The sequence below is a fragment of the Streptococcus mitis genome, assembly GCF_946190375.1.
GTDB classification, from domain to species: Bacteria; Bacillota; Bacilli; order Lactobacillales; family Streptococcaceae; genus Streptococcus; species Streptococcus mitis_CJ.
In genome coordinates this window covers 1-21,823 of record NZ_CAMIAF010000003.1, presented here as the reverse complement: position 1 = coordinate 21,823, position 21,823 = coordinate 1, and the positions used below count along the sequence as shown (strand labels likewise).

The 21,823-nt window shown below is 36.7% G+C and carries 15 protein-coding genes and 4 pseudogenes; 14 read left to right on the top strand and 5 right to left on the bottom strand.

The window, feature by feature from the left end; translation table 11 throughout:
* Nucleotides 1-64 precede the first annotated feature (64 nt).
* The 8 genes from N8M09_RS02055 to N8M09_RS02020 are packed head-to-tail and all read left to right on the top strand — an operon-like array spanning nt 65 to nt 9,396.
* Nucleotides 65-364, top strand: a complete 300-nt coding sequence (locus N8M09_RS02055) for a hypothetical protein (protein WP_003042486.1) — start codon at nt 65-67, stop codon at nt 362-364.
* Nucleotides 354-842, top strand: a complete 489-nt coding sequence (locus N8M09_RS02050) for a hypothetical protein (protein WP_261063087.1) — start codon at nt 354-356, stop codon at nt 840-842. The genes N8M09_RS02055 and N8M09_RS02050 overlap by 11 nt, the downstream gene beginning before the upstream one ends.
* Entirely contained in the window at nt 842-2,719 is a 1,878-nt protein-coding gene (locus N8M09_RS02045) for a VirD4-like conjugal transfer protein, CD1115 family (protein ID WP_261063602.1), read from the top strand. Before N8M09_RS02050 ends, N8M09_RS02045 begins: the two co-directional genes overlap by 1 nt.
* Before the next feature lie 20 nt (nt 2,720-2,739).
* Entirely contained in the window at nt 2,740-2,982 is a 243-nt protein-coding gene (locus tag N8M09_RS02040) for a hypothetical protein (protein WP_000627865.1), read from the top strand.
* A gap of 16 nt (nt 2,983-2,998) precedes the next feature.
* Nucleotides 2,999-3,853 (top strand): VirB6/TrbL-like conjugal transfer protein, CD1112 family, encoded by an 855-nt coding sequence (locus N8M09_RS02035; RefSeq protein WP_001054256.1) that lies wholly within the window; start codon nt 2,999-3,001, stop codon nt 3,851-3,853.
* 53 nt (nt 3,854-3,906) lie between these two features.
* The gene (locus tag N8M09_RS02030) at nt 3,907-4,266 is read left to right on the top strand and encodes a PrgI family protein (protein ID WP_261063085.1); all 360 of its coding nucleotides are present in this window, start codon (nt 3,907-3,909) and stop codon (nt 4,264-4,266) included.
* The gene (locus N8M09_RS02025) at nt 4,259-6,571 is read left to right on the top strand and encodes a VirB4-like conjugal transfer ATPase, CD1110 family (protein ID WP_419991726.1); all 2,313 of its coding nucleotides are present in this window, start codon (nt 4,259-4,261) and stop codon (nt 6,569-6,571) included. Before N8M09_RS02030 ends, N8M09_RS02025 begins: the two co-directional genes overlap by 8 nt.
* Nucleotides 6,572-6,582: 11 nt before the next feature.
* Nucleotides 6,583-9,396 carry a phage tail tip lysozyme gene (locus N8M09_RS02020; RefSeq protein WP_261063081.1) on the top strand — a complete coding sequence of 938 codons (2,814 nt, stop codon included), beginning with the start codon at nt 6,583-6,585 and terminating at the stop codon, nt 9,394-9,396.
* Between the two features lie 34 nt (nt 9,397-9,430).
* Here the strand turns inward: N8M09_RS02020 and N8M09_RS02015 are convergent, their stop codons facing one another.
* Genes N8M09_RS02015 through N8M09_RS02005 form a run of 3 tightly spaced genes read right to left on the bottom strand, consistent with a single transcriptional unit; the run spans nt 9,431 to nt 10,470 of the window.
* Nucleotides 9,431-10,039 (bottom strand): hypothetical protein, encoded by a 609-nt coding sequence (locus tag N8M09_RS02015; RefSeq protein ID WP_004263904.1) that lies wholly within the window; start codon nt 10,037-10,039, stop codon nt 9,431-9,433.
* A gap of 1 nt (nt 10,040) precedes the next feature.
* A complete protein-coding gene (locus N8M09_RS02010) occupies nt 10,041-10,205 on the bottom strand; it encodes a hypothetical protein (protein WP_000201399.1) in 165 nt (54 codons plus the stop codon).
* A 55-nt stretch (nt 10,206-10,260) separates the two neighbouring features.
* The gene (locus tag N8M09_RS02005) at nt 10,261-10,470 is read right to left on the bottom strand and encodes a hypothetical protein (protein ID WP_261063064.1); all 210 of its coding nucleotides are present in this window, start codon (nt 10,468-10,470) and stop codon (nt 10,261-10,263) included.
* A 142-nt stretch (nt 10,471-10,612) separates the two neighbouring features.
* On the opposite strand from N8M09_RS02005, the gene N8M09_RS02000 reads away from it, so the two are divergent.
* The 6 genes and pseudogenes from N8M09_RS02000 (at nt 10,613) to N8M09_RS01975 (ending at nt 20,461) form a co-directional block, all read left to right on the top strand.
* On the top strand, nt 10,613-11,023 hold the full coding sequence (locus tag N8M09_RS02000) for a thrombospondin type 3 repeat-containing protein (protein ID WP_261063058.1): 411 nt from the start codon (nt 10,613-10,615) through the stop codon (nt 11,021-11,023).
* A gap of 50 nt (nt 11,024-11,073) precedes the next feature.
* Nucleotides 11,074-16,362 (top strand): annotated as a pseudogene (locus N8M09_RS01995) (SNF2-related protein); the annotation flags it as partial.
* Between the two features lie 566 nt (nt 16,363-16,928).
* On the top strand, nt 16,929-18,740 hold the full coding sequence (gene ltrA, locus N8M09_RS01990) for a group II intron reverse transcriptase/maturase (RefSeq protein ID WP_261063053.1): 1,812 nt from the start codon (nt 16,929-16,931) through the stop codon (nt 18,738-18,740).
* A gap of 107 nt (nt 18,741-18,847) precedes the next feature.
* A pseudogene (locus N8M09_RS01985) lies at nt 18,848-19,792 on the top strand (DEAD/DEAH box helicase family protein); the annotation flags it as partial.
* 74 nt (nt 19,793-19,866) lie between these two features.
* Nucleotides 19,867-20,151 carry a DUF5962 family protein gene (locus tag N8M09_RS01980; protein WP_261063041.1) on the top strand — a complete coding sequence of 95 codons (285 nt, stop codon included), beginning with the start codon at nt 19,867-19,869 and terminating at the stop codon, nt 20,149-20,151.
* 13 nt (nt 20,152-20,164) lie between these two features.
* Nucleotides 20,165-20,461, top strand: a complete 297-nt coding sequence (locus tag N8M09_RS01975; protein WP_261063039.1) for a DUF5966 family protein — start codon at nt 20,165-20,167, stop codon at nt 20,459-20,461.
* A 33-nt stretch (nt 20,462-20,494) separates the two neighbouring features.
* On the opposite strand, the pseudogene N8M09_RS01970 reads toward N8M09_RS01975, so the two are convergent.
* A pseudogene (locus N8M09_RS01970) lies at nt 20,495-21,487 on the bottom strand (IS630 family transposase).
* 249 nt (nt 21,488-21,736) lie between these two features.
* Nucleotides 21,737-21,823 (bottom strand): annotated as a pseudogene (locus tag N8M09_RS11215) (tyrosine-type recombinase/integrase); the annotation flags it as partial.

The following is a 21,823-nucleotide window of genomic DNA, read 5'->3' as shown; positions in this document are numbered from 1 at the left end:
ACAGACACGGAGTTTATCGTTACCAGACTGAAACGATGCGACAAACTAGATAAAGGAGTTAATCATGAAGGTAGTAAACTTGTATGATTTGAAACAAATGGGAAATAAAGGTGGTTGTACCATCCAATTGATTCATCACTTTCCTTTTGGTATGGGCTTAGGACATCTCAAAAAAGACTACATTGAATTTAAACGTGTAGGTATTTTTGATGGGAAAGCAGTAGAAGTTACTCTTCGAGAACCTTATTCGAGAGATCTACTGCAGGTTGTCAAGTCGATTAAGCAACATCAGAAATTGATAGCTTATCGCTATAAAGAAGGAAAGCTGCTATTTGTGAAGAAGGAGGCATCAGATGTCCTCTGAACAACAGGAACGAATGGCGGTTCAATATGCAGAGCGTAGTCTGTTATTTACTGTAAGAAGTCTCTTAAAGATTCTAGAATGGTCTAGACGTCAGGCTTTAGCACAGGATTCCGCCTATAAGATAGGGGTACAGAAATTAGAAGAATTGCTACAATCTCCTTATTCGATTGATACAATTAATCTGAAAAAAGATTTTTTAGACAAACCAATTGATATAGAGAAATTTAAAGCTTTTTTAGAAAAAGAAGAGATTCCTTTAGCCATCGCTTGGCAAGGGGATTCTCTACATTTCTACACGAAAGACCGTTCGATTCTAGACAATCATTTAGACCATCTGTTAGAAAAAATTGTTAATGATCCGGAGAAATTAGCTGATTTTACCATGGATAAGTCATTAGACGATGCAATTGATGAGGCTAAATCCCAAATTACCTTTAGACAAGAAGGTGCCGTCAAACAGAAAGAGATGGTGAGATGATGTACAGTGGAAAGAAATTCCTACTATTTTCACTGTTAGGTATCTTACTAGGCTATCTTTTTCATCGTTTGACGCTTTTGTATGATTCCTATACTGGAAATAGCTTAGATAAATGGACTCATCTCCTGATGGAAGGTCAAGATGAAGTTATTCAGTCGCCATGGAATGTTTCCTTTACTGGAAAATCAAGTGCTTTTTTTCTACTAGGTTTTGTGATGATGTTACTAGTTTATCTCTATTTAGAGACTGGCAAAAAACAATACCGAGAAGGGGTAGAATACGGGAGCGCCCGTTTTGGAACTCTAAAAGAAAAGAAGCTCTTTTACAGTAAAGAATTTTCTCATGATACGATCTTAGCACAAGATGTTCGTCTGACATTATTAGATAAAAAACCACCCCAATATGATAGAAATAAGAATATTGCGGTGATCGGAGGTTCAGGAAGTGGGAAGACATTTCGCTTTGTGAAACCCAATCTGATTCAGATGAATAGTTCTAATATTGTAGTGGATCCTAAAGATCACTTGGCCGAGAAAACAGGCAAACTCTTTTTAGAACATGGCTACCAAGTAAAGGTGTTAGATTTAGTCAATATGAAGAACTCAGATGGCTTCAATCCTTTTCGCTATATAGAGACAGAAAATGATTTGAATCGTATGCTGACGGTTTATTTTAATAACACCAAAGGCTCTGGCTCCCGTAGTGATCCATTTTGGGATGAAGCTTCTATGACTTTGGTACGAGCTTTAGCCTCCTACTTGGTCGATTTCTATAACCCACCCAAAACAAGAGAACAGCTCATAGAAGAAAGTCGTTTGAGTCAAACAGAATACCAAAACTTGTTGAAACGTCAAAAAAAAGAAGTGGAAGAGCGAAAAAAACGAGGGCGTTATCCAAGTTTTGCTGAAATCTCAAAACTCATTAAACACTTATCCAAGAGTGAAAACCAAGAAAAAAGTGTCTTAGAAATTCTATTTGAAAATTATGCTAAAAAGTATGGAACTGAAAATTTTACTATGCGAAATTGGGCAGATTTTCAAAATTATAAGGATAAGACTCTGGATTCTGTTATAGCTGTAACCACTGCTAAATTTGCTCTCTTCAATATTCAAAGTGTCATGGATTTGACCAAAAGAGATACCCTTGATATGAAGACATGGGGCAAGGAAAAATCAATGGTTTACCTAGTTATCCCAGATAACGACAGTACCTTTCGCTTTCTTTCAGCCCTCTTTTTTTCAACCGTATTTCAAACCCTAACAAGACAAGCAGATATTGATTTTAAGGGACAATTACCTCTTCATGTGAGAGTTTATTTAGATGAGTTCGCAAATATCGGAGAAATTCCAGATTTTGCTGAACAAACCTCAACAGTCCGCTCTCGTAATATGAGTCTCGTTCCTATTCTACAAAATATTGCCCAACTTCAAGGACTCTATAAAGAAAAAGAAGCTTGGAAAACCATTCTTGGGAACTGTGATAGCTTAGTCTACTTAGGTGGTAATGATGAAGATACCTTTAAATTTATGAGTGGGTTACTCGGTAAACAAACCATTGATGTTCGAAATACTAGTCGTTCCTTTGGCCAGACAGGTTCAGGATCCCTTTCTCATCAAAAGATTGCTCGTGATTTAATGACACCTGATGAAGTCGGAAATATGAAACGGCATGAATGCCTGGTTCGAATTGCCAATATGCCAGTCTTTAAAAGCAAAAAGTACAATTCCACTAAGCATCCAAACTGGAAGTACCTAGCCAATCAAGAAAGCGATGAACGGTGGTGGAACTATCAAATCAATCCTTTGAATCAAAGACAAGAAAATCATCTTGAAGGCCTTAGAATTCGTGATTTAACTTTTGAATCTAGTTTAAAATAAAAATAGAAAAGAGGAAATAGATGATTACGCATTTTAAAGGTTTTGTTTATGGAGTAGACGCAAGTGCTATGTTTGCACAAGCTATGTCTTTGTTACAGAAGGGATTGATTGCGGTTGGTGCCTTTCTCGTTGTTGTGGGGATTGTCAACCTTGCAACCAATATTAAAGATGGTGGACCAGGTGTTCGGAATGCCATTCTGGAAATTGTCGGTGGTGTTATGGTCGGGGCTGCTGGAGCCTTTGTAACCCAGATTTCAATTTAGGAGGATAAACAATGACATGAATCTTAGTTTAGTCTCACCTTTTGTTTACCTTGCATCTGAAAAAATATCAGCTGAAAATTTATTTGAAGGATTTAATGTAGATTTACAATCTACGGTAGATCTGATTAAATCCCTATCTAGCTACAATCCAACAGTTTGGACTTATATGTCTAGTATTACTAAAAGTGTCATGCAGCCTCTCGGAGTTGCGATTTTATCAGTTGTTCTCATCTTAGAATTTTCGAAGATGGCAAAGAAAATTGCTAACTCAGGAGGAGCGATGACCTTTGAAGCATTAGCGCCGATGTTGATTAGTTATATTATGGTCGCAGTTGTAATTACCAACACTACCGTCATTGTAGAAGCCATCATCGGGATTGCGAGTCACGCCATTGAACAAGTGGCCTCGATTGTGGCTCACGGTGGGGCAAAGTATGATACCATCTCTGGATTAAAAGGTTCAGGATTTATTGGCCGGATGATTGTGGGCTTTTTCGCCCTCCTCATTTGGCTTGTTCGGATAGTAAGTGCAGCCATGGTTAATCTTTTGGTATCTATTCGATTTATTCAACTCTACCTTATGATCCCATTTGCCCCTCTTACGATTCCAACATTTTTAAGTGATGAATGGAAGTCTATTGGTATAGGCTATTTAAAAAATATTATGGTCTATGCGGTACAAGGGGTTCTTATTTTTCTGATTGTTTCTCTTGTTCCTTTATTTGAATCTGCTGGGAAAATAGCTGTTTCAAATGGTGCAGGAGTCTTGCAATCACTTGCGATTATGTTTGGTAGCTTGATACAAGCTATCTTACTGATTATTGCCCTCGTTGGTTCTCAACGTACGGCTCGCTCAATTTTAGGTATGTAATTAGATAAAGGCTAGGAAGTGATTGCTTCTTAGCCTTTTTAGAAAGGAAAGTCATGAATACACGTGTCTTTAAAGACATCTCAAAATACCAACACAGGGCTTGGTTAGGCTTCACCACAAGACAAATCATCTTTGTTTTACCAGCCTTTATTGTCACAATTATTGTTTTGGGTTTGAATCTCTTTTTCTGGCAATTTGGAGATTGGTTTGTTTACGGTTTTGTGTTTGCTTTTACCATTCCCCTCATGCTTTTTGGAGTCTATAAACCCAATGATTTATATTTTGAACATTATTTGAAATACCGTCTTCATTTTGAATTAACGGTTCCCCTACGCACAATTACAGGAAAGAGAGGATCTGAACATGAAAAGAAAATCAAATACATTAAAGAAACAAAAAACTTCAATGACTAATCAGAAAGAAGTTAAAGGGAAAAAAGAGGAAGTGTTACCATCAACGGCTAATACCCTTTCCTATCAAGCCCTTTATCAAAATGGTCTGATGCAGGTGAAAGAAGATTATTTCTCACAAAGCTATTTACTTGGTGATGTCAATTACCAAACAGTTGGTTTAGAAGATAAGGGCGCAATCATTGAGAAGTATTCTGATTTGATTAACTCTTTAGATGACCAAACCAACTTCCAATTGACCATCTTTAATAAAAGATTGAATCTAGAAAAATTCAGACAAAGTGTTTTGTATGAAGAAAAAGAAGATGGGTATGATAGCTATCGTAAAGAATTGAATCGGATGATGAATCAAAATTTAGACAGTGGTGAAAATAACTTTTCAGCTGTGAAACTGATTAGCTTTGGTAGAAAGGATTCTAATCCCAAACAAGCCTATCGTTCCTTGTCCCAAATAGGAGAATATTTCAAGAGTGGTTTCTCAGAAATTGATGCACGTTTTGAATCCTTGGCTGGAGAAGACCGTGTCAACTTGTTGGCGGATATGCTTAGAGGAGAACACCATCTTCCTTTTTCTTACCGTGATTTAACGAGATCTGGTCAGACAACTCGTCACTTCATAGCACCTAATCTCTTGGATTTTAAAAACAAGAATTACCTACAAATCAATGACCGCTTATTGCAGATTGTCTATGTCAGAGATTACGGTATGGAATTAGGAGATCAGTTTATCCGAGACCTCATGCAAGGAGATTTGGAATTGATAGTGAGCCTTCATGCTCAAAGTTCGACCAAGGCAGATGCTATGAAGAAACTACGAACAAAGAAGACCTTGATGGAATCCCAAAAGATTGGGGAACAACAAAAACTAGCTCGTACAGGTATCTATTTGGAAAAAGTAGGTCATGTATTAGAAAGCAATATCGATGAAGCTGAAGAACTCTTAAAAACCATGACAGAGACAGGAGATAAACTATTTCAAACAGTCTTTTTGATTGGTGTTTTTGGTCAGGATGAAGAAGAACTTAAACAAGCTCTAGACACGATTCAACAAGTGGCCGGCTCAAATGACCTAATGATTGATAAACTTCCATATATGCAAGAAGCAGCCTTTAATAGTTTGCTGCCATTTGGTTGTGATTTTTTAGAGGGCGTATCACGGAGTTTATTAACATCCAATATAGCAGTGAACTCTCCTTGGACTTCAGTAGATTTACAAGACCGTAGTGGGAAATATTACGGTATCAATCAAATCTCAAGCAATATTATTACCATTGACCGCAGCTTATTAAATACACCGTCTGGTCTGATTTTAGGGACATCTGGAGCTGGGAAAGGGATGGCAACCAAGCATGAGATTATCACGACCAAAATCAAGGAATCTGGTGAAAATACTGAAATTATCATCGTGGATCCAGAAGCAGAGTACAGTGTTATTGGACGGGCTTTTGGTGGAGAAATGATTGATATTGCGCCTGATTCCCAAACCTATCTCAATGTTCTTGACTTGTCTGAAGAAAATATGGATGAAGATCCTGTAAAGGTAAAATCAGAATTTCTTTTATCCTTTATCGGCAAGTTATTGGATAGAAAAATGGATGGAAGAGAAAAATCGATTATTGACCGAGTTACGAGACTCACCTATCAGTCATTTAAAGAGCCTTCTTTGGAAGAATGGGTTTTTGTCTTGAGTCAACAGCCAGAAGAAGAAGCGCAGAATTTGGCACTTGATATGGAACTGTATGTTGAAGGTTCTCTTGATATTTTTTCTCATAAGACCAATATTCAAACAGGATCCAATTTCTTAATCTATAATGTTAAAAAGTTAGGAGATGAGCTGAAACAAATTTCCCTTATGGTTGTTTTTGATCAGATATGGAATCGTGTCGTTCGGAATCAAAAATTAGGGAAGAAGACCTGGATTTATTTCGATGAGATGCAGCTTCTCTTATTAGATAAATATGCCAGTGATTTCTTCTTTAAATTGTGGAGTCGTGTCAGAAAATATGGAGCTAGTCCGACTGGGATAACCCAAAACGTCGAAACCTTATTGTTAGATCCAAATGGTAGACGGATTATTGCAAATAGTGAATTTATGATTCTCCTCAAGCAAGCAAAAAATGATAGAGAAGAATTGGTTCAACTCTTAGGCTTGTCAAAAGAACTCGAAAAATACCTAGTCAATCCAGAAAAAGGGGCTGGACTAATAAAAGCTGGTTCAGTTGTCGTTCCCTTTAAAAATAAGATTCCTCAAGGTACTCAATTGTTTGATATCATGAGTACGGATCCTGATAAAATGGCTTCTAATTAAGGGGAAGGTAAATGAAGGATAAAAGAGAAATCATACGTGCCCGAAAGGAATTTAGAAGAAGTCTAAAAGATGAGAAGAAATTCTTGAAAAAAGGAAAGAAGGAGGTAAGGAAACAGAAAAAAGATTCCGCTGTACTGGATGAAAAAGCATGGAAAAAAGAGATAAAAGAAAAGCTAGAGGAGATGAGAGAAGCATCAAAGGCTAGAGTAAAACAAGCAAATGAAGATTACAATCACATCCTTCAAAATAGTCCTCCATCTCTTTTGAATCGCAAAGAATTAAGAGACAGACGATTGCCTCATGCTAGGAAACGATTGAAAATAGCCAAGAAGCAATTTAGAGAAGCCAAGGTAGAAGCAAAAGAAGAAAGAAAAGAGAGTCGTAAAGAAAGAAAAACCAATCAAAAATTTCTCTACGGTCAGGAATCGAAACAAAAATCTAATTTTTTCTTTCAAGGGAAGAGTTTAGAAGAATTAAAAGCTAAGAAAGAAGTCAAGGCCGCCAAAGAAAATTTAAAATCTACTAAACAAGCCTATAAATCCAAAAAGGTTAGTAGGAAAGCCAAAACTTTCCTTTATGTCCTTGGACGTGAAGGTGGAGAGTTAGCTTCAGAAAATGAAGATTTAGAAGGCTATCGCACACTTCAAGAGACCATTAGAAAAGGGAAACGCTACAGTCGGCTTTCTTATAACATTGGGAAAGCTAGTGTCAAAACAGGACAAGTAACAGGTCGTTTTACCAAGAAAAGACTGACCAACACAAAAGAGCGATACCATCATTTTAAGGATGGAAAAGGATGGAAACTAGCAAAAGATAATCCAAGCTCCTTTAAAAATCGGTATCGAAAATTAAAGAAACAAGGTCTTACAAGTGTCCGAAATATCTATCAAAAACTAAAAGCAGCCTTTTCCTTCTTTACATTTGCGGCTGGAAATCCTGCAACATGGATAGTTGGAGGAATAGTCTTTCTTCTTTTACTTATGATGAGCTTCTTTTTAGGTTTTTCATCTGCTAGTTTGATTCAACAAGATGAATTTGAATTAACAAAAGCTTATACCCACCTAACTTGGGAAGACGCAGAACATACTCGTACAAATGACAAAGGCATTACCTATTACACAAAAGTTGATGATGTGATGGGGTATATGAATTTTAAATTCCATGACTATGAGTTACACAAACCAGTTCACTTATTTAGTTCAGAAACTTACAAGGATTATCTATCTACTTTGTGGCATGATTTAAACGATGGGGAAGATTTGAAATCCATGCAAGACCTTTATGAAACTCCTAAGTATAAACTCTCGAAAGACGATCAAGAGGAAATGAAGGAACTAAAAGAAGAAGGTGTCTATGCTTCCATGCAGGAATTGGACAATCCGTTTGAAGGACAAAGCAACGAAGATAGTTTAACCATGACTTATCGTTATGGATACTATGATTTAGACGGAAAACCTACTCTTCAGGAGTACATTCTATTAGAAGCGAAGGCTCACCAAACGATTGTCGCACCAATGGATGGTGTTGTATCTCTAGACGGTGATAATGTTATTCTCACTAACGGAAAAGGAGAGAATGAGAGTCGCTTAACCTTATATTCCATTCATAATGGCCGTGCGATTGAGGGGACTAGAGTTCTAACGGGTGATGTTATCGGTGAAACACCAGATGATACAGGTTTGAAAGTTTCCTATCAAAAGTATAAGAACAAGAAAGAAAAATTGGTGTATGTCAATCCGCAATTTTATTTCCCAAAAGTCATTCAACTTCAGACTACTATCTTACCAGCTATTGGTCAGTTTGGTGGGGATGAGTTTGAACGAGCAAAACATATTTATGAGTTTTTGAAATCTCAAGGGGCAAGTCCTCAAGCCATTGCGGCAATTTTAGGAAATTGGTCGGTAGAGTCTTCTATTAATCCTAAACGTGCTGAAGGGGATTATTTATCTCCTCCTGTTGGCGCTACCGATTCCTCATGGGATGATGAAGCATGGTTAGCGATTGGAGGTCCAGCTATTTATAGTGGTGCTTATCCTAATATTCTTCATAGAGGTTTGGGGTTAGGTCAATGGACAGATACTGCAGATGGTTCAACACGTCATACAGCTTTATTGAATTATGCACATATCAAAAATAAGAAGTGGTATGATTTAGACCTACAACTTGATTTTATGCTTCATGGGGATAGTCCTTACTATCAAAGTTGGTTAAAGGATTTCTTTGGAAATACAGGCAGTGCAGCCAATCTTGCCCAACTCTTCCTCACTTATTGGGAGGGAAATTCTGGTGACAAACTACTGGAAAGACAAACCAGAGCAACGGAATGGTATTACCAAATTGAAAAAGGCTTCAGCCAAACAAATGGAGGACAGGCAAAAAGTGACCCGCAATCCCTTGAAGGGGTTCGTGGAGACTTGTATGATCATTCTGTTCCTGGTGGTGGAGATGGTATGGCCTATGCCTATGGACAATGTACATGGGGTGTTGCGGCTCGTATGAACCAGTTAGGATTAAAGCTAAAAGGTAGAAATGGAGAAAAGATTTCAATCATTAATACTATGGGAAATGGTCAGGACTGGGTTGCGACAGCTTCAAGTCTTGGAGGGGAAACGGGCTCTATACCAAGAGCAGGTGCCATTGTTTCTTTTGTAGGAGGTACACATGGGACACCAGCAGACTATGGTCATGTGGCTTTTGTCGAGAAAGTATATGATGATGGTTCTTTCCTTGTGTCTGAGACAAACTATGGGGGTAATCCTAACTATACCTTTAGAAAAATCTCTCAAGCAGATAGTGCCATTAGTTTTGCCTATACGGTGAAATAAAAGAATCATGTCATCAGTTTAGGTGACATGATTCTTATTTTTTATAGAGTGACATATTTAATGCCATAGGCTGATAAGTTACTTGATGATCGTCTTTAATCAATTGACTGTAAGCAACAAATCCGAACTGTTCATAAAATTGAATGACTTTAGGATGATTGATACTATCTAAAAATACCATCTGAGTTCCTACAATTGCTCGAAATTCTTCAATTTTTTGAATTACAATTTCAAATAACTCTTGTCCTGATAGTTTATTTAGCTTTGTGTTTTTGCCGAATTGACCGATAAGTAACACAGGAAGATAATCAATATTTTTGGGACTTTTCCCTTTTAGGACGAGTTTCTTTTTTAAGGATTTCTCTAAATCAGAAATATCAACAACTTTGAGAGATAAACTAAAGAATCCTATGATGTTATTTGTTTCAGTTTCTTCAACGATAAAATTACGAGAACGATGTTGTTTTTCAAAATTGGGGGCTTTATCAGATAGATAAGTCAACATCTCTTCATTACCGTTGAAATCAACATTTTCTAAAATGATAGTTTTAAATAGATCCTGAACTTGTTTCTCAGTTTTATCAGGAGCTAGCACTTGAATATTTTCAAGATATTGCTTAAGTGGTGTTACTTGAATTGTCATCTTACAGATACTTTGAAATGAGTTTATTTTTCGTTGGAGCGGTAGCGTCCTGTGATTCAATAGATTTCAAGACGGCTTGTAGCTTTTTAGATGGTTTATGATTAAGAATTTTTAGAGCATCTTCGTTTGTTAGTTTTATATCACGTGTTAAACTGATTGTAGCCATTTGTTCTACCTCCTGTTTCTACTTAAATTCATTATAGCTTATTTTGAACAAAAGTTCAATCTGAAGATAGTGTATGTTTTTTATAGTGTATAAATCCAAAATAAGTTTTTCTCTTGCGTTTGTAGCTCATATTCGTTAGAATAATGGTGTAGATGAGTGGTCGGCTCATGTTCAATCTGATATTAATCTTGGACATAAGGGCCAAGCGGTGGCGGACACCAGAATAAACCGACTGACTAGGTGGCTTACAGGTTCTGTAAGTCATCTTTTTTACTTTGATAGTAACGTTTTATCATTTTAAGGAGAACGAGGTTTTGGCTCGTTCTCTTTTTTTGTTGTGATACTTCTTTCAAGAAATATTTGGTAGGATTGGAGTGAAAAAGATTAACTAGGAAAGAAGGAAGTATATGGAAGCCATTTATCAACGTGATTCGGATCAAGATGGACTGACTGATGCTCAAGAATTGGCGCTAGGAACCAATCCTCTTAGCGCAGATTCTGATGGTGATGGTCGTTCAGATTTAGTAGAAGTAGAAGAAGGAACCAATCCCTTAGAAAAGGATTTTAAAAACATAGACCAAACAAGTATAACTGAACCGTCCTCAGTATTTATGGAAATGAAACAAAAGATTTCAGATATGATGGAGAATCACTATAAGGAATTTATACAGGCTCTGATTAGTATTGAAACAGGGATTGAAAACCAACAAGACCTAGAAGACTTATATACTAACTACATGAGAACAGATGCCGTTTCTCTTTTGTCTAGTGATTTAGAAACCAGTCCTCAAGAGGTGGAAATGGAGATAGAGTTGTAGGGGAATCATGTGATTCTCCTATTTTCGTATAGATGAAAGGAGGAGCTAGTATGGAAGCAATGCAATTATTGGCTATGTTTCGTGGAACAATTCCAAAAGATAGGGAGAAAATGGACCTATTTCTTCGCTATCAGGCGCAACATTTTGATGAGAAATGGCTAGACTTGGTAGAGAGTTTTTTGGGTGAAGAGGGCAAGATAGAAGAGATACCTCATGTCTATTCGTTTCATCAAGATATTATTTCTTTCCTAGAGGCCAGTTCTGAAAATAATGACCAAGATTTAGAAAGTTACACAAGAAATTTTGGACAAGCAGGTCTAAGTAAATTATCTCAATTAAGCAATTTTGAGAAAAACTTGGTGCTAGAAGTCGCAACCTATAACCTTTCCACTCGATTTTACATCCAATCTGAAAAAGAAAAACTAGAACAACTAAGTGAGCTTGTATTTCATCAGAAACAGGATGTCAATTTAGTCAATGTCTATCGGGTTGCGAATAATCTATCTGACCGCATTAGTAGAGATATAGAGGAGTTTCTTCTAATGGTTGATTCCAAAGAACTAAAAAAAGAGGTTCTTGAGATTCATTTTGAAGAAAAAGAAGGAGATGTTCTAGCCTATTTGGGTTCAGAATTGATGGCTACTTTAGATACAGTTACAAATCTTGTCCATCATGAAGACAACTACCAACAACTCCCACTGACACAAAAGCTGAAGATTATTACTCATTTTGATGAGGTAAAGGCTAGAAGTGAAAAATCTAAGCAAGTAGCGGAATCCTTATCTCCTTCAAGTGATATTGAACAGGAAACGGAAGAAACGAACTCTTTTTCTAATGTCGATAAAATTGTAGAAGAAGCTTTGAGGGAATATCCGATTGGTTCACAAGTAAGTTATAAAGGACAAGTATTTCAGTTTGTTTCGATTGAAAATGCACAGTTAAATGGCTTAGTTCGCCTAGAGCTATTCAATGATTCCAATCAATTATTTGAAGAGAATCCTATCTTATACTTGAACAGTTTGGAAGAGATTGAACAAGTATTGTCTCATGTAGAACTTGAGAAAGAAGAATCAGAGATTGAGATTGATTCATCAAGTGAAGGTCAGGAAATAGATTTGTTTTCCTATCTAGAAGAAGATAAAGAAAAGGATAAGGAGACAAAACCTTTAATTTCAAATATAGAAGAGACGGATGTCCCTGTTCAAGATTTTGTTTTTCCAGATGATTTAGAGGACTTTTATCCAAAGACAAATCGAGAAAAGATTGAAACGAATATCGCCGCAATTGAACTTGTTAAAAGATTAGAAAAAGAGAGACGACAAGCGAATCCAGAAGAACAAGAACTATTAGCCAAGTATGTTGGCTGGGGTGGCCTTGCCAATGAATTTTTCGATGAACTCAATCCAAAGTATGAAATAGAACGTTTAACTCTTAGGAGCTTAGTAAGTAAATCAGAATATTCGACCATGAAACAAAGTTCTCTCACAGCCTATTATACAGACCCAATGATTATTCGCCAGATTTGGCAAAAATTACTGGATGATGGTTTTGAGGGAGGAAGGATTTTAGATCCTTCTATGGGAACTGGGAACTTCTTTGCGGCGATGCCTAGAAGTATACGAGAGAAATCAGAACTCTACGGGGTTGAGTTAGACAGTGTGACAGGCGCAATCGCAAAACAACTCCATCCCAATACCCATATTGAAGTGCGAGGATTTGAAGAAGTTCCCTATCAGAATAATAGTTTTGATTTAGTCTTAACGAATGTTCCTTTTGGAAATTTTCGCATTGCAGATAAAAACTATGATAAACCTTATATGATTCACGACTACTTTGTCAAACACTCACTTGATTTAGTAAGAGACGGAGGACAAGTTTCGATTATCTCATCTATTGGCACAATGGATAAGCGGACAGATAATGTCTTACAAGAGATTAAATCAAGCACTCATTTTTTAGGGGGAGTTCGTTTGCCGGATACGGCTTTTAAAAAGATTGCAGGTACTCGAGTGACCACAGATCTCCTCTTTTTTCAAAAGGATCAAGCAAAGAATCTTAATGGAGAGGAGCTTGTCTTTAGTGGCTCTATTCCCTTTGAGAGTGATAAGCGTGTCTGGATCAATTCTTATTTTGATGGGAAATACAATACACAAGTTTTGGGTGAATATGAGGTACGCAATTTTAATGGAGGAACTCTCAATGTTAAGGGGGAATCAGAAACATTAGCTACTGACATAATGAAAGCATTAGAGAATGTGGAGTTACCTAAACCAATTGACAATTCTTTGAAAGAACCTGTTTTTATCCAAGAAGAAGTGGATCATTCTATCCCAAGTCGTATTCGTGAGAACTTAGCGCTCTATTCTTTTGGATATGAGGGAAATCAAATTTATTACCGAGATACGCATGGCATTCGGAAAAGTTCAAAAGTAGACGAAATTAGTTATTATGTAAATGAGAAGGGAGATTTTAAAGCATGGGACAGTTCTTTGTCTGAACATAAAATAGACCGATTCGTGCAACTTCATTTGACAGATGAGGAAGCACTAGATGTTTACAAGTCAGAAGAAGCGAGTAAAAGAGGGAAATATAAGGGATTGTTCAAAAAAACGGTCTTTTATGAAAGTCCCTTATCGGATAAGGATATTAGTCGTATTAAGGGCATGGTTGATTTGAGAGAGACCTATCAATCCTTAATTGAAATTCAACGCCATCAAGATTATAGTAGAACAGATTTTCAGGTATTGCTTAGTAAACTCAATCGTAACTATGACCGTTTTGTAAGTCAATTTGGATACTTGAATGCCTCCGTTAACAGGAACTTATTTGATAGTGACGATAAGTATTCTTTACTAGCAAGTTTAGAAGATGAATACATTGACTCTAAAGATCAGAAAGTAAAATATAAAAAATCTTTAGCCTTTGAGAAAGCATTGGTTAGGCCGGAGAGAGTGATTACAAGAGTTTCAACGGCTTTAGATGCCTTAAACTCTAGTTTATCGGATGGTAGAGAGGTTGATTTAGACTATATGGTATCAATTTATCCCGAACATAGCCAAGCTGCTATTTTAGATGAGTTAGGTGACCAGATTTTAATAGATCCAGAAAGCTATTTAAGAGGGGAAAGAAAATATCTTTCTAAGAACCAGTTTTTATCAGGAGACATTCTCAACAAGATAGAAGTAGTTCAACTATTAGTGGAGGAAAACAACCAAGAATATGATTGGAACCACGCTTTAGATTTGTTAGAATCTGTTCGCCCTCCAAGGATTCATCTGGCAGATATTGAGTTTAAAATAGGGTCACGTTGGATTCCTCAATCCGTTTATGGTAAATTTGCCTTTGAATGTTTTACCAATCGTGAATTTGAATTGTCTTCGCCTGATGTTGACCAAGTCATTGAAGTGAATCCTGTCGATGGCCAGGTTCATTTAAGGACATCATTTGCTTATCGCTATCCAAGTGCCAAAGATAGTAGTCTTGGAGTCAGTGGGTCACGTTATGATACAGGAAGAAAGATTTTTGAGAATTTACTAAATTCGAACCAACCGACGATTACCATGACTGTTGCGGAAGGAGAAAAGAAAAAGACCATCACAGATTTGGAAAAAACCTCTGTTCTAAGAGCAAAAGAGCAGCATTTACAAGAACTCTTTCAAGACTTTGTCTCACGGTATCCCGAAGTCCAACAAGTCATTGAAGAAAGCTATAATCGTCTTTATAATCGAACGGTTAGTCGAGAGTATGACGGTAGCCATCTAGTCATTGATGGCTTGGCACAAAACATCAGTCTTCGTCCTCATCAAGAGAATGCCATTCAAAGAATCGTAGAAGAAAAAAGAGCCTTATTAGCTCATGAGGTAGGTTCAGGAAAGACCTTGACCATGCTTGGTGCTGGGTTTAAATTAAAGGAGTTGGGGATGGTTCATAAGCCCTTGTATGTGGTGCCCTCTAGTTTGTCTGCTCAGTTTGGCCAAGAAATCATGAAATTTTTCCCTACTAAAAAAGTCTTTGTGACTACTAAGAAAGATTTTGTGAAGGCGAGAAGAAAACAATTTGTTTCTCGTATTATTACAGGAGATTACGATGCCATTGTCATTGGGGATTCTCAATTTGAAAAAATCCCTGTTAGTAAGGAAAGACAGATGAACTATATTGAGGATAAACTCAATGAACTACGAGAGATTAAAACACATTCTGAAAATAAGTATACCGTTAAAGAAGCAGAACAATCAATTAGTGGTTTAGAGAAACAATTGGAAGAACTCCAACGCTTTAATTGTGATAGTTTTATTGATTTTGAGAACTTAGGAATTGATTTTCTCTTTGTGGACGAAGCACATCACTTTAAAAATATTCGTCCGATTACTGGCCTTGGAAATGTAGCAGGGATTACTAATACAACTTCTAAGAAGAATGTAGATATGGAAATGAAGGTGCGACAGATTCAGGAAGAACATGATTTTAAAAATATTGTCTTTGCGACAGGAACTCCTGTTTCCAATTCTATTAGTGAGTTATATACTATGATGAACTATATTCAACCAGATATCTTAAAACGCTATCAAGTTGATTATTTTGACTCTTGGGTAGGTGCTTTTGGAGAAATTCAAAACTCTATGGAATTAGCTCCTACAGGGGATAAGTACCAACCTAAGAAACGATTTAAAAAGTTTGTCAATCTACCTGAGTTGATGAAAATTTATAAAGAAACAGCCGACATTCAAACACAAGATATGTTGGATTTACCTGTTCCAGAAGCTCATATTATCCCTATTGAGAGTGAGTTAACTGAAAACCAGAAACTCTATTTAGAAGAATTAGTTATGAGGTCAGATATGGTCAAATGTGGAACAGTTGATCCGAGTCAGGATAACATGTTAAAGATAACAGGTGAGGCGCGAAAACTAGCTATTGATGTGCGTTTATTGGACTCTAGCTATAGTCTAGCAGACAATCATAAACTGCTTCAGGTAGTGGATAATGTTGAAAGAATTTATCGTGAGGGAATGGAAAATAAGGCTACTCAGATGATTTTTTCAGATATTGGCACACCTAAGAAAAAAGATAATGGCTTTGATGTTTATTCTGAGATTAAGGCTTTATTAGTTGATAGAGGAATCCCTAGTAAAGAAATTGCCTTTGTACATGATGCCAATAGTGATGAAAAGAAGAATAGTTTGTCTCGAAAGGTCAATGCAGGAGAGGTGCGGATTCTCCTTGCCTCAACTGAAAAAGGAGGAACAGGTTTAAATGTTCAGAGCAAAATGAAAGCAGTCCACCACCTAGATGTACCGTGGAGACCAAGTGACATTCAGCGTGCGTCCGTAAAGGCGGTATAGTAAATCTACTCTTGGCAAAGTAGTAGGCGTGACCTTAATGCCTATCATCACCCAACTGACCTGTGAGGGAAACCAAACATCAGGGAACAAAGCACGTTGGGAAACTCATAAGTTGATGAGTTATCACATCACGACTGAATGAGGAGATGATAATGTAACAGATGTTACTGAGATAATTATAAGGATAAAATCTAAACTGATTGAAGGATAGTCTAAACGGTCTGTGTCGGGACTGTGAGGTAAGATAACTAAAATCCTCATACTATGGAACTTCATTATCACTGTTGAAGATAGTGAAGCAAAGGGATTCCATAGCGTATTCATAGTAAATGAAAACAGATGAACGTCCTATCCGATGAAATTATCAAGCTATGTTACTATACCAGCTAAACGGAGATTACCTAAGTCAAAACGCTTGTAAAAGCTATTAAACATAAGGTTTATGAATATTTGATAAGGTAACGGAGTTCCCATAGTAGTCCGAGCGTGTTAATGGCACGTACATGGCGAAGGGGAACAGTTTATAACATTAACATTATGGAAAGGAAGGTGTGTGAGACACCATGAGAAATCCTCAAAATGTGTTAAACAATCTAACAAAACACAGTAAAGATAAAAACTATCAATTTGAGCGACTGTATCGTTTGCTTTATAACAAAGAAATGTACTTAGTTGCCTATCAAACGATTTACGCTAACCCAGGACACTTGACACCTGGAGTAGACGAGTTGACGATTGATGGTATGAGTATAGCTAGAATTGACCAATTGATTGATTCCCTGAAAGATGAATCCTATCAGCCACACCCATCAAGACGAACCTATATTCCTAAAAAGAATGGGAAGCTACGTCCACTAGGTATTCCATCATTTGATGATAAGCTCTTACAACAGGTTATTAAAATGATTTTGGAAGCTATCTACGAGGGACAATTTGAACCCTCTTCCCATGGTTTTCGTCCGAATAAAAGCTGCCATACAGCACTTACTCAGATTCAGAAGACCTACACTGGAACAAAATGGTTTATTGAAGGAGATATCAAGTCATTCTTTGATAATATCAATCATGATGTGATGATTCGCATTCTCCGAGAAAGAATTACTGATGAGCGGTTCTTACGCTTGATTCGTAAATTCCTCAATGCGGGATACGTGGAAGATTGGAAATTCTACAAAAGCTACTCAGGAACTCCACAAGGAGGGATAATCAGTCCCATTCTAGCCAATATCTATTTGGATAAGTTTGATAAATATATGACGGATTATGTGAAGAACTTCTGCCAAGGGAAATACCGGAAACGTACCCCAGAATATCGCCAAAATGAGATAGCGTTGGGAAAAGCAAGAAGAGCATTAGAATGTGTTTCAACGGAAAATCAACGACAAGAAGTTATCCAGCGTATTCGTCAATTGGAAAAGGAAAGAGTGTTAATTCCTCATAGTGATCCTATGGATAGTAGTTTTAAACGTCTAACCTATACCCGATACGCAGATGATTTTATCTGCGGTGTGATTGGCAGTAAAGAGGACGCTCATCGCATTAAAGCAGATATTAAGGACTATTTGGAAGCGGTTCTCAAATTGGAACTCTCTGTGGAGAAAACCTTGATTACCAATGCGAGAGATAAAGCTAAGTTTCTGGGATATCATCTGTATATTCGCCAATCGAATTTAGCTAAGCGTGATTCGGCAGGACGATTGGTAAGAAATTATACAGGTAGATTAGTCCTAGAGGTTTCTATTGAAACTATTCGAGACAGATTACTGTCTTACGGAGCTATGAAAATGACTTATCATAGAGGCTACGAAGTTTGGAAACCAACGGCCCGTTATTTCATGAAAGATTGCGATGATTTAGAGATTTTAGAACGCTACAATGCAGAAATAAGAGGTTTTTATAACTATTATTGTATCGCTAATAACAGCTCTATCCTTCATCGCTTTAAGTACATAATGGAATATAGCATGTATAAAACTTATGCGACTAAATATCGTACGACTAAATCCCACATCATCCGTAAATATAAAAAGGATGGTCAATTTAGTGTACAGTATATTGGACGTAAAGGGGATACAATGACCCGTTATTTCTATAACGGAGGATTTAAACGTCAAAAGAAATCTTTCCTTGAAAATGATAATTTGCCAAATACGGCGAAATATTTTAGTCGAACAAATTTAATTGATAGATTAAAAGCAAGCCGTTGTGAGTATTGTCAAGCGACCGACAGTTCCCTAGAAATCCATCATGTAAGAAAACTAAAGGATTTAAAGGGAAAGACTTTTTGGGAACGTTTGATGATTTCTAGACAACGGAAAACAATAGCACTGTGTAAAGATTGCCATAAGAAATTACATCATGGCAAGTTAGATTGAGTTTATAAACGGAGAGCCGTATACATTGAAAGGTGTACGTACGGTTCGGGGGCGAGTATTTGGAAACCTGCCGTAGTAATATGGTAAGGCGCTGGGTACTTAGCCTACAACGCAATGGACGTATTATCCGACAGGGAAATGAAAATAAGGAAGTGGATATTTACCACTACATTACCAAAGGTTCATTTGATAATTATCTATGGGCAACTCAGGAGAACAAACTCCGTTATATTAAGCAGATTATGACTTCTAAGGAGCCGATTCGTGCTGCAGAAGACATTGATGAGCAGACCATGACAGCTTCTGATTTTAAGGCACTAGCAACAGGTAATCCTTATCTCAAATATAAGATGGAACTAGAGAATGATCTAACTCTATTAGAAAATCAAAGACGCGCCTTTCAACGCAGCAAGGATCACTATCGTCATACAATCTCTTACTGTGAAGAAAATATGCCCATTCTTGAGAAACGATTAAGCAAGTATGAAGGCGATATTCAACAGTCTGAAATATCGAAAGACCAGGCATTTTCTATGAGGGTAGGTAAGCAAGCTTTTGATCAACGAGCTGAAGCAGGGGAATCCCTACACCGTCTTATTCGTCATAATCAAGCTGACAGCAAAGAATTTCGTACCCTGGCAAGCTATCGAGGATTTGACATTAAAATGCTTAGTCTTTCAACCAATCAACCTCTTCCTGAAACCTTCTCTGTTAAGATTGTAGGAGAAAATCAGTATTCTGTCAGTTTAGATTTGTATTCTCCTTTGGGGACGATTCAAAGGCTTCAGCATACGATTGATCACATTAAAGAGGACCAAGTGAAAACTCAGAACTTATTGGATGAATTAAAGGATAAATGGACTACTGCTAAGGTAGAAATTGAGAAAAACTTTCCAAAGGAAGAGGATTATCAAACTAAAAAGGCCGAATACGATGTACTCGCGCCATTGATTGAAACAGAAACGGATTTAGATATTATTGACCAGGCCTTAAGACAATTCCATGAAAAAGGAAAAGAAAAGCAAGAACAACTTTCTTTTGAATTAGATTAAAAAATAGATACAAATAGCGGACAAGAAAAGAAAAGCGCGGTAAAATAAAGATAGAAAGAAACGAGGTAACGATTATGATGGAAGATACCTATTATCAATTAGAAGAGGCCTTAGTACAGGGATTTCAAACACCTGAAGAATACCAAGCTTACAAGGAGTTAAAGGAACATTATGAGGATGTGACGGGGGATTACAGTTTTTCTAAACGAGAGCTCACTAGCCAATTGGAAATCGCTCTTCAGAATCATCGAGGTGTGGACTTTGAAGAACATGAGAAAGAGGAGTATTTGGACTTAGTTCAAAAGCTAGAGGAATTTGATTCCTCTCTTGCCACCCATTATCGTCAGTTGATTGACTAGAAAGGAGAAAGTCATGAATGATTTACTCCTTATCCCAGTAATTTTTTTAGCAGTAGGAGGAATTCTCATTCTTTTATGGAGACTCTTTCTTATTGCCAGTGGACTTTTCCTGATTGGTTTTGTCAGTTTTCTTATTTTCGTAGAAGTCTATGGAATTTATTTGTTCTTTACTGAATCTAGTTTATATTTTGATGATATCAGACAACATGGTTTAACTAGTTTTACGGCTGTGTACCTTTTCATCAATCTGATGTTGGTTCTAGGATTCAGTTGGCGCTTCATTAACTCCATAAATAAGAAAAAAATGTGAACTTTTTAGATTGTCAAAAGACTTTATCTGAATCTAAATTTTTTCGAGTCCTTGAATAACTTCTTGAAGTTTATCAATGACGGCTTCAAATGTTTGGAAATCTTTATTTTTAAAACCTCGTTTTCGAATTTCTTTCCAGACTTGTTCAATAGGGTTCATTTCTGGTGTATAAGGTGGGATAAAAGCCAACTCAATATTACTTGGAATCTCTAAGGTACTTGATTTATGCCATATAGCATTATCCATTACAAGTAAAATATAGTCATCTGGATAAGCTTGTGATACTTGCCGTAAAAATTCATTCGTCCACTCAGTATTACATCCTCCAGCAATAAGGAAGAAGGAATCTCCTGTATGAGCATTTATCGCTCCATAACAATAGCGATATTCTCGCATATAATGACTATGAATGCTAGGTCGGATTCCTTTAGGAGCCCAACAAGAACTCATCTTACTGATTCTCACGAAACCAGCTTCATCTTGATACATCAAACGTACTTTGTTATAAGATCCCTCCTCTTTAAAGCGCTTACTTAAGGTATAGAATGTAGATTTTATTTTTAGACGTCTCAATTGTCTGAGCGTCTGCCTTCTTGGGATGTTCATGTCTAGGAGTGATCGTTCGCTAACCATGGCGTTTTAGGAGATAATAGAAACCATCACGTGTGGAAGTACGACCAATTTCTTTTTGATAGGCTTCAAATAAGTGATTGATAGTTACAAATTCCCCAGTCTGAGCATCTTCTATATGGCGTTTTAGAAATGCTTTCTCTTCTTCATAAGTCATATATTCGCGATGGCGATCGCCACGAGTCTCTTGAAGAAGAGCATCCAAACCAAACTCCTTATATTTTTCAAATTCCTCCAAACAGTTGTTTTATTGCAATCTAGCAGATTTATGATTTCCTTATAACTCTTTTCTTTTGAGCGAAAATAAATAATCTGTAGACGTTTGTGATATTTGGCGTACGATGAATCTCTTAGGAATTGTTCAATTTTTTGTATTTCTTCGTTTGTAAGTTTCATAACTACTATAATATGTTTTTTGATTTTAGGCTAGTATGAGTTTTTCCTCATCTATATTTAAGGATACTTGAAAGTTATATTTTAGAAAAACAATTATGAAGTTCTTAAATACAGAATATATTATAAATGCTGATTCAAAGTGAAGTTTTATATGTTTTTTGATTTTGTTGAGCATAAAATCTATTAACTAAATTCGAACTACAAAAATTAATTTTAGATGAACTAAACTGTAGGCTTTGGAAAGTTCTCTTATTCGATTTCAGAATGAATCGCTGATACAGGATTAAAAGAACTAAGTATTTCTTTTTGTTTTGAATGAGATACGTGAGTATAGAT